This is a genomic window from Yonghaparkia sp. Root332, assembly GCF_001425665.1.
Lineage (GTDB): Bacteria > Actinomycetota > Actinomycetes > Actinomycetales > Microbacteriaceae > Microcella.
The window spans coordinates 1315109-1331197 of the sequence record NZ_LMCX01000001.1; the positions used below are offsets into that span (position 1 = coordinate 1315109).

Consider the following 16089-nt stretch of genomic DNA (forward strand, 5'->3'; position numbering starts at 1 on the left):
GACCCGGCTCAGCGGCGGTAGGCGCTCAGCCGGCGCACGGCCTCCTCGATGGCCTCATCGCGGCGGCAGAACGCGAAGCGCAGCGAGCTTCGGATCGCGGGGTCGGTCGTGCCCGGCGCGAAGGCGGCGAGCGGTATCGAGGCGACGCCGGCATCCCTCACCAGCTCGCGCGCGAACGCCGCGCCGTCCTCGACGCCCAGGGGCGCCGCGTCGGCGACGACGAAGTACGAGCCGCGGCTCGGCGACACCGCGAAGCCCGCCTCGCGCAGCCCCGCGCTCAGCAGGTCGCGGCGGCGCTGGAGCGTCAGGCTCGCCTCGGCGAAGTAGGAGTCGGGCAGCCGGAGCCCGACGGCCACGGCGGGCTGGAAGGGCGCGCCGTTGACGTAGGTGAGGAACTGCTTGACGGCGACCACCGCGTCGATGAGGGCGGCGGGGCCCGTGATCCAGCCGATCTTCCACCCCGTGACGCGGAAGGTCTTGGCGGCGCTCGAGATCGACAGTGCGCGGCCGACGGCGCTCGGCACGGTCGCGATCGGCGTGAACGGGGCGTCGTCGAACACGAGGTGCTCGTACACCTCGTCGCTCACGACGATCGCGCCGTGGGTGGCCGCGCGAGCGGCGATGCGCTCGAGCAGCTCGGGCGAGATGACCGCGCCGCTCGGGTTGTGCGGGTTGTTGAGCAGCACCGCGCTCGTGCCCGGGCCGATGGCCGCGTCGATGTCCGCCGGGTCGGGCTGGAAGTCGGGGCCGCGCAGCAGGATCACCGTGTGCCGCGCGCCGATGAGGCCGATGATCGCGGCGTAGCTGTCGTAGAAGGGGGAGAGGGTCACCACCTCGCCGCCCGGAGGGACGAGCGCGAGGAGCGCGGCGGCGATGGCCTCCGTCGCGCCGGCCGTGACGAGCACATCGGTCTCGGGATCGGGAGCGGGGCTGCCGAAGCGCGCGCGGTGCTCGCTGATCGCCGCGCGGAGCTCGGGTGCTCCGCGGCCCGGCGGGTACTGGTTCACGCCGGAGCGGATCGCCGCGATGGCGGCCTCGAGCACCTCCGCGGGGCCGTCCTCGTCGGGGAAGCCCTGGCCGAGGTTGACGGCCTCGTACCGAGCGGCGAGCGCCGACATCTCGGCGAAGATCGTGGGCCGCGTCGTGCCGTCCGCGTCGAGGAGGCCAGCGGCCGCGAGAGATCGTCGCCAGGGCTCCGTCGCGCTCATGCGCCCACCCTAGCGATGCCCGGCACCGGCGACCGGCCGCGCTCAGTCGTCCGAGCCCGACCTGCCCGAGATCGTCAGGCTCGTGGCCCAGTCGTAGAAGACGCGCTTGCCGGGCGTCGTGTCCTCCACGGCCGCGTCGACCCCGCGCGAGAGGAGGTCGCTGATGCCGCGGATCACCGTGTCGAGATCGTCGTGCGGCGCGGTGAGGGCGAGGCCGGCCGAGCACACGGAGAGCACGGACGAGACCATCGACGCGTCGACGTCGCGGCGGACCATGCCCGCTTCCTGGAGGCGCTCGATCATCTCGCCGCGGATGCCCACCTGGGGCACGTAGCGGAAGGAGTGGCTGTGGCGCATGATGCGGTTGAGGGCGTCGCGATCGATCACGAAGAGTGTCTTCGACAGCGGCCGCTCGTAGATGCCGGCGAGGATGTAGAGGTAGATCCGCGAGAGGAGGCCGCCGCGCGGGTCGCGCTCGATGTGATCGACGATGCTCGCGTACATGGCCGTGAATTCGCGGTTGAGCATCGCGACGAGCGCGTCGCCGGGCGTCTCGAACAGCTCGCCGACGTCCGACTCGCTCATGCCGGCCGATGCGGCGATGCGGGGGATGCTGACGGCGTCGTAGCCGTCCGCCATGAGGATGTCGGCAGCGGCCGTGAGAATCCGGTCGACGTCGGTGGGCGGAGCGGGCATGGAGCGTCCTCATTCGGGTGATGGGCGGCGTCAGCATTGTACGACGGGGAGGCGGAACGGTGGGTGCACCCCTTCCGGGGGTGCTGGTCGAGCCCCGCCCCGCATAGACGCCGTTGACCGGAGCGTCAGGCCGCCCTCAGTGGGGGCAAATAGACTGCACAGGTTTGCGGAGGACGCTGACAGCGGCCGAAAGGAGACCTCGCCATGACCGAGAACCCGACCACCCCCGAGCCCCCCGCGCACGAGCCGTCGGCGGGCCCGACGCCCGAGCAGCACGCGGCCCCCGAGCAGCACGCGGCCCCCGAGCAGCATCCTGCCCCCGACCAGCACGCGGCCCCCGACCAGCAGGCCGGCCCCGATCGGCATCCCGCCCCGAGCGCGCCCGTGCCCCCTGCGCCTCCCGCGGCGGCCGCCGCACCGGCCCCCGCAGCCGCTCCGACGGCCCCGCAGCGCTCGCTGGCCCCGCTCATCGCGGCGCTCGCCGTGGGAGCCCTCGTCGGCGGAGCCGCGGGCGGCGGCATCGCCGCCTGGGCCCTCGCCGACCGCGGCGGCTCGATGTCCGCGCCGACCGGCCCCGCCTCGGTCACCGTCAACGACCCGGAGGACGCGACCATCGTCACGGGCGTCGTCGCCACGGCGATGCCCTCGGTGGTCACGATCCAGGTCGCGGGCGGCGGCGCGCAGGGCAGCGGCTCCGGCGTCATCCTGAGCGACGACGGCTACGTGCTCACGAACGCCCACGTCGCGACGCTCGACGGGGCGGCCGGCGACCCGACCATCCGCGTCACGACCGCGGACGGTCGTCTGTGGGACGCGACCCTCGTCGGCGCCGACCCGATCGCCGACCTCGCCGTCATCCGCCTCGACGGAGCGACCGACCTGCAGCCCATCGAGTTCGCCGACTCCGACGAGCTCAACGTCGGCGACCGCGCGATCGCCATCGGCGCCCCCCTGGGGCTCGCCGGAACGGTGACCGACGGCATCGTCTCCGCCCTCAACCGCTCGATCACCGTGAAGTCGTCCGCGGTGCCCGAGGCCCCCGAGGCCCCCGAGGCGCCGGGTCCGGACAGCGGGGGACCCTTCGAGTTCTGGAACTTCGACATCCCCGGCCGCGACAGCCAGCCCTCGGCGTCGTCGACCATCTCGCTCGCGGTCATCCAGACCGACGCGGCGATCAACCCGGGCAACTCCGGCGGCGCCCTCCTCGACCAGGACGGCCGTCTCATCGGCATCAACGTGGCGATCGCCACGGCCGGCGGGGGCCAGGGGAGCGCCGGGAGCATCGGCGTCGGCTTCTCCATCCCGGCCAACTTCGCCCAGCGCATCGCGACCGAGATCATCGAGACGGGGTCGGCGAGCCATGGCCTGCTCGGTGCGACGGTGACCGACGCGAGCGCCGCCGCCTCGAGCGACGTCGTCGGCGCCCTGATCGATCAGGTCTCGCCGGGCGGGCCGGCCGATCAGGCGGGTCTGCGCGGCGGCGACGTCATCACCGAGTTCAACGGTGTTCCGATCACCGACCAGATCGACCTGACCGCTCAGGTCCGGGCCCTGGCCGGGGGCGAGAGCGCCGAGCTCACCTACGTCCGCGGCGGTCGCAGCGAGACTCTCACGGTGACGCTGGGCGAGCTCGGCTAGGCAGTAGCCTCGGGAGCTATGGCCGCTCCACCCTCAGAGACCCCCGGTGTGAGCTACGTCATGCCGGTCTACAACGAGGCGGCCTACATCGACGACGCGATCGCGAGCGTCCTGGCGCAGCGCTACGGCGGCGACCAGGAGCTCGTGCTCGCGCTCGGTCCCTCGACCGACGGCACGAGCGAGCGCGTCGCACGGCTCGCCGCCGCCGACGAGCGCATCCGGATCGTCCACAACCCGGAGATGGCCATCCCGATCGGGCTCAATCGCGCGATCCGGGCCGCGCGCCATGACGTCATCGTGCGGGTGGATGCCCACACCGAGCTCGACCCCGACTACACCGCCACCGCCGTCGCCACCCTCACCCGCACGGGCGCCGCGTCGCTCGGGGGCCTCATGGTCGCCGCCGGTCGGAGCCGCTTCCAGTCGGCCGTCGCGCGCGCCTACAACTCCCGGCTCGGACTCGGCGGCGGGGCGTACCACGGCTCGGCCGTTGAGGGCCCGGCGGAGAGCGCCTACCTCGGCATCATGCGCCGAGCCGCGGTCGTCGAGGTCGGCCTCTACGACGAGGGCCTGCGCCGGGGGGAGGACTGGGAGCTGAACTTCCGGCTCCGCAGCGCCGGTCACGTGGTGTGGCTCGACCCCGCGCTGCGCGTCACGTACTGGCCGCGCGACACGTGGTCGAAGCTCACCCGCCAGTTCGTGGCGACGGGGATCTGGCGGGGCGAGCTCGTGCGCCGCCACGGCGGCCGGCACCCCGTGCGCTACTTCGCCCCTCCCGCTCTCGTAGTCGCGAGCGCGGCGAGCCTCGTCGTGCTCCTGCTCCAGCTGACCGGAGCCCTCCTCGGCCCCGCGTCGGTCGTGCTCGGGCTCGTCCACCTCGCGCCGCTCGCGTATCTCCTCCTCCTGCTGGGGCTCCTCGGGGTCCCGTCGAGCGGGCGCTCGCTCGCCGACCGCGCGACCTTCGCGCTCGTGATCGCGACGATGCACGTGTCGTGGGGCTCGGGCTTCCTCCGCGGCGTCGCGCTCGGCGCGCGGGACGCGGTCGACCGTTCGCGCACCGAGTCCTGACCCGCGCCGCGGCACGCCGCGCCGCAGGAGCCGGGCTCAGCCGAGCATCCCCGCCGCGATCATGCGCGCCACGACGCGTTCGGCGGCGCGTCCGTCGTCGAGCGGGTTGAACCGCGCGCGCCACGCGGCGAGGGCCGCGGGGTCGGCGGCCGGCGCTCCCTCCGCGAGGTCGCCGAGGACCGCGAGCAGGGCATCCCGGTCGGTGACGACGGGGCCGGGGGCCTCGGTCGTGACGTCGAAGTAGAAGCCGCGCAGGTCGCGACGGTAGTGCTCCAGGTCGGGCAGGAAGAGCACGAGCGGGGCATCCGTCGTCGTCGCATCGAACATGATCGAGCTGTAGTCGGTCACGACGACGTCGGCCGCGAGCAGGAGGTCGCTCATCGACGGGTACGTCGTGACGTCGATGAGCCCCGGCGCCGAGAGGTCGCGGCCGAAGCGCAGCGTGCGGCTGTGCCCGCGCACGAGCAGGACGTGGTCGCCGGGCAGGTCCGCGAGCGCCGCCGCGAATCCGGGCAGGTCGAGGAAGTCGACGATCTCGGTGCGGTCGTCGCGCCACGTCGGGGCGTAGAGCACGGCCCGCTCGTGCGCGCCGACGCCGAGGCGCTCGCGCGCGGCCGCGCGGTCGCCCGTCACGAGGACGTCGTTGCGCGGGTACCCCTCGACCCAGACGGGGCCGCGGAAGGCGTAGGCGCGGCGCAGGATGCCGGCGGCGTAGGGGTTCTGCGCGAGCAGGACCGACCACCGGGCGCTCTCGCGCCGCACGGCGATGCGCGTGCGCGGCCCGACCCGATCGCGGTCGAGCGCGAGGCGCTTGAGCATCGTGCCGTGCCAGGTCTGCAGCACCGTCTGGTGCGGGCGGGGCCGCCAGCGCTTGCGCAGCCAGTCGTTCACGACGAGCACGCGCGCGTCGGCCCGCACGCGCCACCACTCCGCCGAGCCCTCGACGAGCGGCACACCGCCCTGGGGAACCGCCACCGAGCGGTCCACGACCGACCAGTAGCGAACCACGTCGGGGTGCGCGCGGGCGAGCTCGCGGTCGATCGCGAGCGGGTTGCAGGCCGCGGTCTGGGCGTAGAAGCTCTCCAGGAGCACGGCGCGCTCGGGGGTCGCCTCGCGATGACGGTAATCGGCCTCGAGGCGGCGCTGGGCGGCCGCGCCGCGCTCGTCCTCGGCGAGGGGCGGGGCGAGCGTGACCAGGAGGGTTCCCCGGTCGGCGGCGACCTCGACGCGCAGGAGGGGCGAGAGGGATGCCGTGGGCAGCGTCGCCGCGACCGTAGCGCGCGCGGTCGGGCGCGCCGCGCCGTCGAGCTCGAGCTCGAGCGCGTACGCGCCGCTCGGCGCCGGCAGCGGCTCCGAGCCCCAGCGGGAGACGAGGAGGGGGATACGCGCGGTGAAGCGCTCGCCGTCGACCGAGAGCGCGCCCGGCAGGTGCTGCCGGGGCCCGACGAGCGCGATGCCGCGCAGGCCGAGGGCGCATCGCCCCGCGACGACCACGGTCGCGCCCGCGCCGTCGTCCCCGCTCTCGATCGCGACGGCGTCGACGACGACGGGGCGCTCGGGCACCGCGTCGAGGTCCTCCGGCGCCGCGCGCTCGACGAGCAGGGCGAGGATCGCCGCGCGGACCCGCTCGGTCGCGCGCCCGTCGAGGCGGTCGACGTGCTCGTCGCGCAGCCACGTCGCGTGCGCGAGGGCGGCCGCGCGCGCCGAGCCCTCGTCGAGGGCGCCGTCGAGCCGTTCGAGAGTGCGCGACCAGGTCGTCGCCGGGTCCTCGCCGCTGAACGCGCGGTACGGGGTGTAGAGGCCGCGGGTCGAGAGGTAGCGCGCGAGGTCCGGCGCGAAGAACACGCTCGGCACGCCCGCGATCGCGGCGTCGAACGCGATGGAGGAGTAGTCGGTGACGAGCGCGTCGAGAGCCGGCAGCGCGGGGGTCGCATCCCCCAGGAGGTCGCGCCCCATGAGCCGGATCCGCGGTGACAGCGCCGGCCCCGCCGCGTACGAGCCCGCGCCGAGCGGGTGCGATCGGATCAGTAGCACGGCGTCGACGCGCTCGGCCCACTCCGCGATCGCCCGCCACTCCTGCTCGGTCGGGATGGCCGGGTCGGTCTCGCCGTCCCGCCAGGTGGGGGCGTAGAGGACCACGCGCGCGGACTCGGGGAGGACGCCGACCACGCTCTCGACCAGCGCGCGCGCCGCGGCCCGGCGGGCGTCCGCATCGCCGTGCAGGAGGACGTCGTCGCGGGCGTCGCCGAGCACGCGGACGCGGGAGGAGGGCAGTCCGAACGCCGAGCGCACGCGCGCGGCGACGAGCTCGCTCGCTACCGGGAACAGCGCGATGCGCGAGGAGCCTGCGCGGTACAGGCGGGCCATGAGCGCTCGGGCTCCCGGCAGGGATCCGATGAGGGGCAGGCGCAGCGCGGCCCCCGTGTCGAGGTGCAGCCGCTTGAGCGGGATCCCGTGCCACAACTGCACGACGAGCGCGCGGCTCGAGCCGTAGCGGTTGACGTCGCCGAGCCCGTGCGTGACGATGACGACGCCCGACCGCAGGGTCTCCCAGAACCCGCGGATGCCCCGCGCCGGCACCGCGCGCATGCCCCGCGCGATCGCGTCCGCGAGCTCCTCGTCGCTCGAGGCGAGCCACACGAGGCGGCGCTGCGGGTCGCGATCGCGGCAGAGCTCCCACAGCGCGAGAGCCCCCTCGCCGACCCCGATGCCCGAGCCGAAGACCCACCGGGACGGGTCGCGGGGCACGAGGCGCGCGGCGAGCGCGCCCAGCCCGTACAGCGGGGCGCGAGCCAGGGCGCGCGCGTTGCCGGCGCTGAACGTGAAGCGGGCCATCGCGGGCGATTCTTCCACGCCCGCGCCTCCAGCGAACAAACGCATAACGGTTGCCCCCTGTTCGCGGGGTCGCGTCGACGGCGGAGACCATGATGGAGCAGTGAGCATTCTGAAGCAGCTGGGCACGGCGCGACGCCTCGCGCGCAACATCCTGCGGTCGCGCCGCCATCGCGCGCAGCTGGCCGCGCGACTGGCGTCCGTGACGCCCCCCGCCCCGGGCAGCATTCAGATCGCCGTGTATTTCGCCGACACGCGGGTCAACCTGTACCAGATCCGCCAGTGGTACGCGCCGCTCGCCGAGCTCGCGGCCGAGCATCCCGTCGCCATCATCGCCCGCAGCCCCGGCACGATGCTGACGCTCCTCGAGGAGTCGCCCGTTCCTGCCGTGTACCTGCGCCGCGTCGTCGATCTCGAGCGGTTCGTCGCTGAGCAGCCGCTGCGCATCGTGCTCTACGTGAACCAGAACGCGAAGAACTTCCAGATGTTCCGCTACAGCCGCATGTGGCACGTGTTCGTCAACCACGGCGAGTCGGACAAGATGTACATGACCACGAACCAGTACAAGGCGTACGACTACGCGTTCGTCGCCGGCGACGCCGCGAAGGAGCGCCTGCGCCGCAAGCTCTGGAACTACGACATAGAGAGCAAGGCCATCGCGATCGGCCGCCCGCAGGCCGACCACTTCGCGGGAGCCCTGCCCTACGCCCCCGACGACCGCACGGTCGTGCTCTACGCGCCCACCTGGGAGGGCGACCGGCCGGCCGCCGCCTACGGCTCGATCGCGAGCCACGGGGAGGCGCTCGTCGACGAGCTGCTCGCATCCGGCCGGCATCGGGTCATCTACCGGCCGCACCCGCGCAGCGGCGTCGTCGACCCCGAGTACGGTGCCGCGAACGCGCGCATCGTCGCCGCTCTCGCCCGCGCGAACGCCGCCGACCCGCGCGCGCAGCACGTCTTCGACGACGGCCCGGAGCTCGGCTGGCAGCTCGCCGCCGCCGACGTCGCCATCACGGACATCTCCGCCATGGTCTACGACCGGCTCGCCACGGGCAGGCCCATCCTCATCGCGCGTCCCGCCTCGTCCCAGGCGGAGATCGATGCCACCGGCTACCTCGGCGCGTGCGAGTGGCTCACCGCGCACGAGGCGCGCGAGGTCGTCCCCGCCATCGACCGCGTGCTCACGAGCACCGAGGCGCACGAGCGCCTGCAGCACTGGGTGGAGCGCTACTTCGGCGACACGACGCCGGGTGCCGCGACGGCTCGCTTCCACGCCGCCGTCGAGACGCTCATGGCCGAGTGGGAGCGCGCGGCGGCCCAGCACCGCGACGACCCCATCACGAGCGAGTCGAACCCCTTCGACGAGGACATCGACGAGGACGCGGCGCCCGGCGAGGGCTGAGCGTCAGATCTCGAACGCCTCGTCCGGCGCGTCCGTCTCGCCGCGCCGCTCGATCGCGAGCCGAGGGACCCGTACGGGCCCGATACGGCCGGCCTCGCGGATCACGACGCGGCGGCCCGGGCGGGGCGCGCCGGGTGCGCGGGTCTCGATCTCGAGGGTGATGGGCCACATCACGGGTGCGGGGCCGAACGCCTCGCGCGCGTTGCTCACCACCTTGCGACCGAGGATGTGATTGCCCGTTCCGCCGATGACGGCGCCGATGCCGAAGGGAATGGCGCGGCCGATCGCCGTGCCGCCCTGCGTGACCGCGAAGCGCCGGACGAACGCCGTGCGCAGCCGGTCGGCGAGCGAGTCGAGCATGACCCGCGGCATGCTCTTGGTCACGAGCTCGCCCCAGTAGGCGTTGCGCGGAGCGCCGCCCGTCATCTGCCGCGCGAACTGCGTCACGAGATCCTTGCCGGCGCCGCCGAGCATGAGCGCCATGACGAGGCTCTGCGCCCGCTCCGGGTCGTCGATCGCGATGCCGTGGACCTCGGTGACCGACTGCGCGAACAGCGCGCTCGCCTCGAGGAAGGCGACCGTCTCGACGCCGCTGAGCGTCAGGGAGGCGGCGATCCCGACGGCGGGCACGGCCGCCGCGGCGCCGACGGATGCCCCGCTCGCGGTCACGAGCGTCAGGTAGTGCTTCTCCAGCATCCTGATCACCTCATCGGGCGAGGCGTTCGGCGAGCGGCGGCGCAGTCGGCGCACGTGCGCGATGACCGCGGGGCGCTGGGACGACATGATCGCCTGCAGGGCGCGCACCATGCGCGGGTCGGCCTCCTCGTGCGGCGGCGGGACGATCCGGGGCGTCGTGGGGTCGTGGGAGCTCATGAGGGGGAACCGTAGTCCCTGTTGTAGGCCGCGAGAACCCCCTCGATCGGCCCGTCGAGCTGCAGTAGGCCCTTGTCCAGGTAGAGGCCGCGCGTGCAGAACCGCGTGAGGTCCCGCTCGTTGTGCGAGACGAAGAAGAGGGTGCGACCGCCGGCGAGCAGCTCGTCGATGCGCTGGTAGCACTTGTCGCGGAAGGCCTTGTCGCCGACGGCGAGCACTTCGTCGACGAGGAGGATGGGCTCCTCCAGTCGCGAGATGACCGAGAACGCCAGGCGCACCTTCATCCCGCTGGAGAGGTGCTTGTACGGGGTGTCGACGCTCTCGCGGAGCTCGGCGAAGTCGATGATCTCGTCGTAGCGCTCGTCGATCTCGGCTCGGGTCATGCCGTGGAGCCCGGCCGTGAGGTGGACGTTCTCGCGCACCGTCAGATCGTCGACGAATCCGCCGGTGATCTCGATGAGTGGGGCGACGCCGCCGATCACATCGACGCGACCCTCATCGGGGAGCATGACGCCGGCGACGAGCTTGAGGAGGGTCGACTTGCCCTGGCCGTTGCGGCCCACGACCCCGATCGCCTCGCCGGCCCGCACCTCCACGTCGACGCCGCGCAGGGCCCAGAACTCGTTGGGGCGCGCCCGGCGGTTGCTGCCGGCGAAGAGGTCCTTGAAGCTCCGGCGCCCTCGGCGGTTGCGCCGGAAGCGGATCCCCGCTCCCTCGACGCGGATGACGACGTCGCCCATCAGATCTCCTTCAGCACGGCGCGCACCATGCGCCGGAAGACGAGGATGCCCGCTCCGAGGATGACCAGGCTCATGATCGCCGCGACGACCACGGCGAACGGCTCGACCTGGTCGGGGAAGAAGCTCGCGCGGTACAGCGAGAAGATCCCCGAGAGCGGGTTGAACGCCATCCACGCCTCCAGTCCGTCCGGCAGGTCGGTCAGGCCGTAGATGATCGGCGAGGCGTAGAAGAGGAACCGCAGCACGAGCTTGACGGCCCGCTCGAGGTCGCGGAAGAACACCACGAGCGGCGCGATCATGAGGCCGAGCCCCAGGATGAGGGTCGCCTGCAGCAGGATCGCGAGCGGGAGCCACAGGACGCCCCAGGTGGGCTCGGCGCCGTAGATGACCGCGAACGCGATCACGACCGGGATCGCGAGCACGAACTCGATGCCCTTCGACAGCACGATGCGCGCGACCCAGACGCTCCGGGGGAGGCGCGTGGATCGCACGAGCTTGGCGTCCTTGATGAACGCCCGCGTGGAGTCTCCGATCGCGCCGTTGAACCACGTCCAGGGCAGGAGCCCCGCGAGGAGGAAGACGATGTAGGGGTCCGCGCCGATCGACCGGTCGACGATCTGCGTGAACACGAACCAGTAGATGACGGCCATCACGAGCGGGTCGAGCACCGACCACACGTAGCCCAGGAACGACGTCGAGTACCGCACCCTCAGATCGCGACTCGTGAGCAGCCAGAGCGTCTGACGGTAGACCCGTGCGGGGGTGCGCGGCGGGCGCGACGGCGAGGCGAGGGTCACAGTGCACAACGCTAGCGGCATCCCGCCCGCGTCGGCCGAGAGCGGCACCGATCGATCGAGCGGCGGGGCGGATGCCGAACGGCCCGCCCCCTGCCGGGGTCGGGCCGTTCGCGGTCGTTCGGGGGCGCGTCGATCAGACGAAGAGGTTCGCGCGCTCCAGGTCCTCGGCGAAGTCGATCTCGACGGCGTAGAGGTCGGAGATGTCGAGCGGCTCGACGCGGAGGCCGTTCTGCTCGATCGCGAGCTCGATGCCGCGCTCGAAGTAGTCCTGGTCGGCGACGCGCTGCAGGTGGTGGATGAGCGTCGCCTTGTCGGCGGAGGCGATGTAGTTGATGCCGACGGCCTCGCCGAGCCCGCCGACGACCTGCTTGGAGAGCTCCTTGATGAAGCCCTCGGCGTCGACGGTGTACTTGACCTCCTCGTCGGAGACCTTGGAGGTGTTCACGCTCACGAACGAGCGATCGGCGTGCACGAGGCTCGCGGCGCGGACGAGCGCCTGCGGGTCGAAGACGACGTCGCCGTTCATCCAGAGCACGCCCTGCGACCCGGTCGCCTTGAGCGCGCGCAGGAGGCTCTTGGAGGTGTTGGTCTGGTCGTACTGCTCGTTGTAGACGTAGTTGACGTCGGGGAAGGCGTCGATGATGTGCTCGAGCTTATAGCCGACGACGGTCGTGATGGTGGCGTCGGTGCCGAACGCGGCCGCGATGTTGTCGTGCTGCTGCTGCATGATGGTGCGGCCGTCGCTGAGCTCGGTGAGCGGCTTCGGGAGCGAGCGGCCGAGGCGGCTGCCCATCCCGGCGGCGAGGATGACGATCTGCGTGGTCATGAGACCTCCTGTGTCTTCAGTCGGCTGCGCAGGCTCTCGGCGATCATGCTCCCGTGTCGGGGGATCGGTCGGTGAGAGTTCACCGAACGGTCAACTGCGCGCTGTGGATCAGACACTCCCTTGTGCTGCGGCGAGTTTACCGGCCTTTCCGCCGGATGGACAGGAAATGCCCCGCATCCGTTGCCGGATCGTGACCGGCCGTCACGAACGTGGAGGGAGGGCGGGCCGGGAACGGCAGGCGTTGCTAGCGTGGACGCGTGGACTCCCCGACGCCGCACTCGACCAGCGACGCGACCCCCGGCACGGGGGTCGACGGCGCGGCGGCTCCCGCGCGGCCGGCGAAGGCCAGGACACCGGCCTCCACGAAGTCCGCCTCTCGTTCCCGCGCGTCCGCGGCGACCCCCACCGGCCCGCGCGCGCACCTCCCGGCAGCCCCGCCGCCCCCTCCCGCGCCGATCGTGCTGCAGGTCACGGGCCTGCGCAAGCGCTTCGGGCGCACGATCGCCGTCGACGGCATCGACCTCGCGGTGCGCAAGGGGGCCATCTTCGGCTTCGTCGGGCCGAACGGCGCGGGGAAGACGACCACGCTGTCGATGATCACCGGGCTGCTCCGGCCCGACGCGGGCTCGGTCGTGGTGGGGGAGGCCGATGTCTGGCGCTCGCCCGGCGACGCGAAGCGCGTCCTCGGCGTCCTGCCCGACCGCATGCGCCTGTTCGATCGGCTCACCGGCGCGCAGATGCTCTACTACTGCGGCGTGCTCCACGGCCTCGATCGCGAGACGGCGCGCAGCCGATCGGAGGACCTCTCGCGAGCCCTCGCCCTGGAGGGCTCGCTCGACCGCCCGGTCGCCGACTACTCGATCGGCATGATCAAGAAGGTCTCGCTCGCGGCCGCGCTCATCCACTCGCCGCGACTGCTCGTGCTCGACGAGCCCTTCGAGGGGGTCGACCCGGTCTCGACCGCGCACGCGATCGACCTCCTTCGCTCCTACGCCCGCGCGGGCGGGACGGTCGTGCTCTCCAGCCACAACATGGACCTCGTCGAGCGGGTGTGCGACTCGGTCGCGGTCATCGTCGGCGGGAGCATCCTCGCCACGGGAACCCTGGAGGAGGTGCGCGCCGGATCCTCGCTCGAGGAGCGGTTCGTCGATCTCGCCGGCGGCCGCAGCGCGGTGGAGGGGCTCGAGTGGTTGACGACGTTCTCCGACTGAAGCTCGCGCTGCTCGGCTCCGCGTTCCGCGGCGCTCGCCGGCTCGCCCGGACGGGGCTCGTCGCTGTGCTCATCGCGGTGTTCACGGGCGCCGTCCTCGACGCGGCGCAGTCCTTCCGGCCCGAGGACGACGGGCACCGTGCCGGGCTCATCGTCATCACGAGCATCCTCGCCCTGGCCCTCGCGATCTGCCCCCTGACCTCCGGGCTTGGCTCGGCGCTCGAGCCGCGGCGCTTCGCGCCGTTCCCGATCGCGCCGGGTCGCCTCGCCGCGACGCTCGCGCTCGCGGGGGCGGTGGGAGTCCAGGGTCTCCTCACGATCGTGCTCGTCATCGCCCTCGGTGTCGCCTGGGCGGGCACGCCGTTCGAGGGCGCCGCGGTCGGGGGAGGCCTCGTCGGCGGCGTCGCGATCGTCCTCACCGGCCAGTTCCTCGTCGCCATCGCCGCGCAGCTCGCGGTCGCGCCGACCACCGCGCGCACCGTCGCGCTGTTCGCCCGCGGCGTCGTCGGGCTCTGCCTCGCCGCCGCGATCACCACCGCCCTCGTCGTCGAGCGCGGCCGCGACGACGCGCGCGTGGACGAGGTCGCCGCATTCCTCTCCTCCTCGCCGCTCGGCCTGCCCTGGGCGGTGGCGGGCAGCGAGCCCCCGGCCCTCACGGCGCGTATGCTCGGCGCGATCGCCCTCGTGGGGGTGCTCGCACTCGGCTGGCGTCTGCTCGTCGGCCGCCTCCTCGAGGCGCCCGAGCGGCAGCGGTGGGTCCCGCGCTCGCGCGGACTGGGCGTCTTCGACCTCGTGCCGGCCACGCAGGGCGGCGTGATCGCTGCGCGGAGCATCCTCTACTGGACCCGCGACCCGCGCTACCGTCTCGCGATCCTCGCCCTGCCGGTCGCTCCCGCGCTCATGATGATCGCCCTCGCGATCGCCGGGGTCCCCGGTCAGTACCTGTGGCTCATCCCGATCCCCGTGCTCGCGCTGTTCCTGGGCTGGTTCAGCCACAACGACGTCGCCTACGACCACACCGCCGTGTGGCTGCACGTCGCTGCCCACGTGCGCGGAGCATCCGACCGCTGGGGGCGCGCGGTGCCGCCGCTCCTCCTCGGGGTCCCGCTCGTCGTACTCCTCGCCCCGCTGTTCGCCGTCTGGTCGGGGATCGAGGGGATCGAGCCGGCTCTCCTCGGCACGAGCCTCGGGCTCCTGCTCACGGGCATCGGCGTCTCGAGCGTCGCCTCGGCGGCCGCCCCCTATCCCGCCCCGCGCCCGGGAGCCGGCCCGTTCGATCAGCCCCCGCTCACCGCCGCGACCGCGGGCTGGTCGCAGGGGCTCTCGCTTCTGGCGATCATCGTCCTGATGTCGCCGACCCTGCACACCGCCTGGCGCGGGGCGACCGGCGAGCCCGAGCTGCTGCCCGCCGCGGCGATCGCGGGCGCGGCCACCGGCGTCGTCATGCTCGCGCTCGGCGTGCTCATCGGCGGGCGGGTCTTCCGGCGTCGCGCGCCTGAGCTGCTCGACCTCGTGCTGCGCAGCTGACTCGGCCCCCGCGCTCGGGGCGCGTCGTAGAATCGGAGCATGGCGACGACGGACGACACCGGAACCGGCGGAGGGCTCGACGTCCTCGACCGCGAGCTCGAGAAGCTGCTCAACGAGGAGCAGCTGGAGGACGGCGACCACGAGCGGTTCTCCCACTACGTGCCGAAGAGCAAGATCATGGAGTCCGCGCTCACGGGGAAGCCCGTGCGCGCGCTGTGCGGCAAGAAGTGGACGCCGGGTCGCGACCCGGAGAAGTTCCCGGTCTGCCCCACCTGCAAGGAGATCTACGAGAAGATGCGCGACGCGTAGTCGTCGGCGCCTCGCACCCTCGAGCCTGCTGAGTGCCGCGCCGCGGTCGCCCCGCCGGCCGCACTAGCCTGGGGCGCATGGCGGAACGCTCCTGGAACCTCGGCGGCGCCCTCAAGGGGCTGTTCACGAAGCCGACGATCGATGAGACCACCTGGGACGACCTCGAGACGGCGCTCATCCGGGCCGACTTCGGCCCCGATCTGACCGAGAGCATCCTCGAGCAGATGCGCGCGCAGGTCGAGCGGTACCGGACGACCGATCCCGCCGACCTCAAGCGCATGCTGCGCGAGTCGATCGAGGAGCGACTGGCCGCGCACGACCCGACCCTGACCCTGAGCGCACGGCCGGCCGTGGTGCTCGTGGTGGGCGTCAACGGCGTCGGCAAGACCACGACGATCGGCAAGTTCGCGAAGTTCCTCACCGGCTACGGGCGCAGCGTGGTCGTCGGCGCCGCCGACACCTTCCGTGCCGCCGCGGTCGAGCAGCTCGCCACGTGGGCCGACCGCGCGGGAGCATCCGTCGTGCGCCCCCAGCAGCACGGACAGGACCCGGCGAGCGTCGCCTTCCAGACCGTGCAGAAGGCGATCGACGACGGGATCGACATCGCGATCATCGACACCGCCGGCCGCCTGCAGACCAAGGCGGGCCTCATGGACGAGCTCGCGAAGGTCCGGCGCGTGGTCGAGAAGCTCAGCCCGATCGCCGAGGTCCTCCTGGTGCTCGACGGCACGACCGGCCAGAACGGGCTCGCGCAGGCCGAGGCCTTCATCGAGCACGCGGGCGTGACGGGTCTCGTGATCACGAAGCTCGACGGCTCGGCCAAGGGCGGGTTCGTGCTCGCCGTGCAGGAGCGCACGGGGATCCCGATCAAGCTCATCGGCCAGGGCGAGGGCATCGGCGATCTCACGGGATTCACGCCGCACGTCTTCGCGGCCTCGCTCGTCCCGTAGCGGACCCCGCGCG

At 72.9% G+C, this 16089-nt stretch carries 14 protein-coding genes; 7 read left to right on the forward strand and 7 right to left on the reverse strand.

Annotation, left to right across the window (positions count from 1 at the left end; all coding sequences use genetic code 11):
- Positions 1-8 precede the first annotated feature (8 nt).
- Positions 9-1208 carry an aminotransferase class I/II-fold pyridoxal phosphate-dependent enzyme gene (locus ASC54_RS06310; protein WP_055897446.1) on the reverse strand — a complete coding sequence of 400 codons (1200 nt, stop codon included), beginning with the start codon at positions 1206-1208 and terminating at the stop codon, positions 9-11.
- Between the two features lie 42 nt (positions 1209-1250).
- A complete protein-coding gene (locus ASC54_RS06315; RefSeq protein ID WP_055856236.1) occupies positions 1251-1904 on the reverse strand; it encodes a TetR/AcrR family transcriptional regulator in 654 nt (217 codons plus the stop codon).
- Between the two features lie 204 nt (positions 1905-2108).
- Here ASC54_RS06315 and ASC54_RS06320 point away from each other — a divergent pair, with 204 nt between their 5' ends.
- Together ASC54_RS06320 and ASC54_RS06325 are read left to right on the forward strand one after the other, a co-directional pair.
- Complete coding sequence (locus ASC54_RS06320; RefSeq protein WP_055897449.1) at positions 2109-3542, forward strand: S1C family serine protease; 1434 nt, start codon at positions 2109-2111, stop codon at positions 3540-3542.
- 18 nt (positions 3543-3560) lie between these two features.
- A complete protein-coding gene (locus ASC54_RS06325; protein WP_055856232.1) occupies positions 3561-4610 on the forward strand; it encodes a glycosyltransferase family 2 protein in 1050 nt (349 codons plus the stop codon).
- A 36-nt stretch (positions 4611-4646) separates the two neighbouring features.
- On the opposite strand, the gene ASC54_RS13155 is transcribed toward ASC54_RS06325, so the two are convergent.
- Complete coding sequence (locus ASC54_RS13155) at positions 4647-7445, reverse strand: CDP-glycerol glycerophosphotransferase family protein (protein ID WP_235451395.1); 2799 nt, start codon at positions 7443-7445, stop codon at positions 4647-4649.
- 100 nt (positions 7446-7545) lie between these two features.
- Between ASC54_RS13155 and ASC54_RS06340 the strand changes: the two genes are divergently transcribed.
- Positions 7546-8844, forward strand: coding sequence for a CDP-glycerol glycerophosphotransferase family protein (locus ASC54_RS06340; protein ID WP_055897452.1), 1299 nt, complete (start codon positions 7546-7548; stop codon positions 8842-8844).
- A 3-nt stretch (positions 8845-8847) separates the two neighbouring features.
- Here ASC54_RS06340 and ASC54_RS06345 read toward each other — a convergent pair whose 3' ends face one another.
- The 4 genes from ASC54_RS06345 to ASC54_RS06360 all read right to left on the reverse strand — a co-directional run bounded on the left by ASC54_RS06345 (position 8848) and on the right by ASC54_RS06360 (position 12080).
- The gene (locus ASC54_RS06345) at positions 8848-9717 is read right to left on the reverse strand and encodes a hypothetical protein (protein WP_055856225.1); all 870 of its coding nucleotides are present in this window, start codon (positions 9715-9717) and stop codon (positions 8848-8850) included.
- Entirely contained in the window at positions 9714-10457 is a 744-nt protein-coding gene (locus ASC54_RS06350) for an ABC transporter ATP-binding protein (RefSeq protein WP_055856222.1), read from the reverse strand. Before ASC54_RS06350 ends, ASC54_RS06345 begins: the two co-directional genes overlap by 4 nt.
- Positions 10457-11254, reverse strand: coding sequence for an ABC transporter permease (locus ASC54_RS06355; protein WP_235451396.1), 798 nt, complete (start codon positions 11252-11254; stop codon positions 10457-10459). Before ASC54_RS06355 ends, ASC54_RS06350 begins: the two co-directional genes overlap by 1 nt.
- A 133-nt stretch (positions 11255-11387) precedes the next feature.
- The gene (locus ASC54_RS06360) at positions 11388-12080 is read right to left on the reverse strand and encodes an NTP transferase domain-containing protein (protein ID WP_055856218.1); all 693 of its coding nucleotides are present in this window, start codon (positions 12078-12080) and stop codon (positions 11388-11390) included.
- A 257-nt stretch (positions 12081-12337) separates the two neighbouring features.
- On the opposite strand from ASC54_RS06360, the gene ASC54_RS06365 reads away from it, so the two are divergent.
- From ASC54_RS06365 to ftsY, 4 genes are all read left to right on the forward strand, one after another.
- Positions 12338-13291 (forward strand): ABC transporter ATP-binding protein, encoded by a 954-nt coding sequence (locus tag ASC54_RS06365; RefSeq protein ID WP_235451397.1) that lies wholly within the window; start codon positions 12338-12340, stop codon positions 13289-13291.
- Entirely contained in the window at positions 13267-14817 is a 1551-nt protein-coding gene (locus tag ASC54_RS06370; protein WP_055897455.1) for a hypothetical protein, read from the forward strand. Before ASC54_RS06365 ends, ASC54_RS06370 begins: the two co-directional genes overlap by 25 nt.
- A 39-nt stretch (positions 14818-14856) precedes the next feature.
- Positions 14857-15126 (forward strand): DUF3039 domain-containing protein, encoded by a 270-nt coding sequence (locus tag ASC54_RS06375; protein WP_055856209.1) that lies wholly within the window; start codon positions 14857-14859, stop codon positions 15124-15126.
- A 77-nt stretch (positions 15127-15203) separates the two neighbouring features.
- On the forward strand, positions 15204-16076 hold the full coding sequence (gene ftsY / locus ASC54_RS06380; protein ID WP_055856206.1) for a signal recognition particle-docking protein FtsY: 873 nt from the start codon (positions 15204-15206) through the stop codon (positions 16074-16076).
- Positions 16077-16089 lie beyond the last annotated feature (13 nt).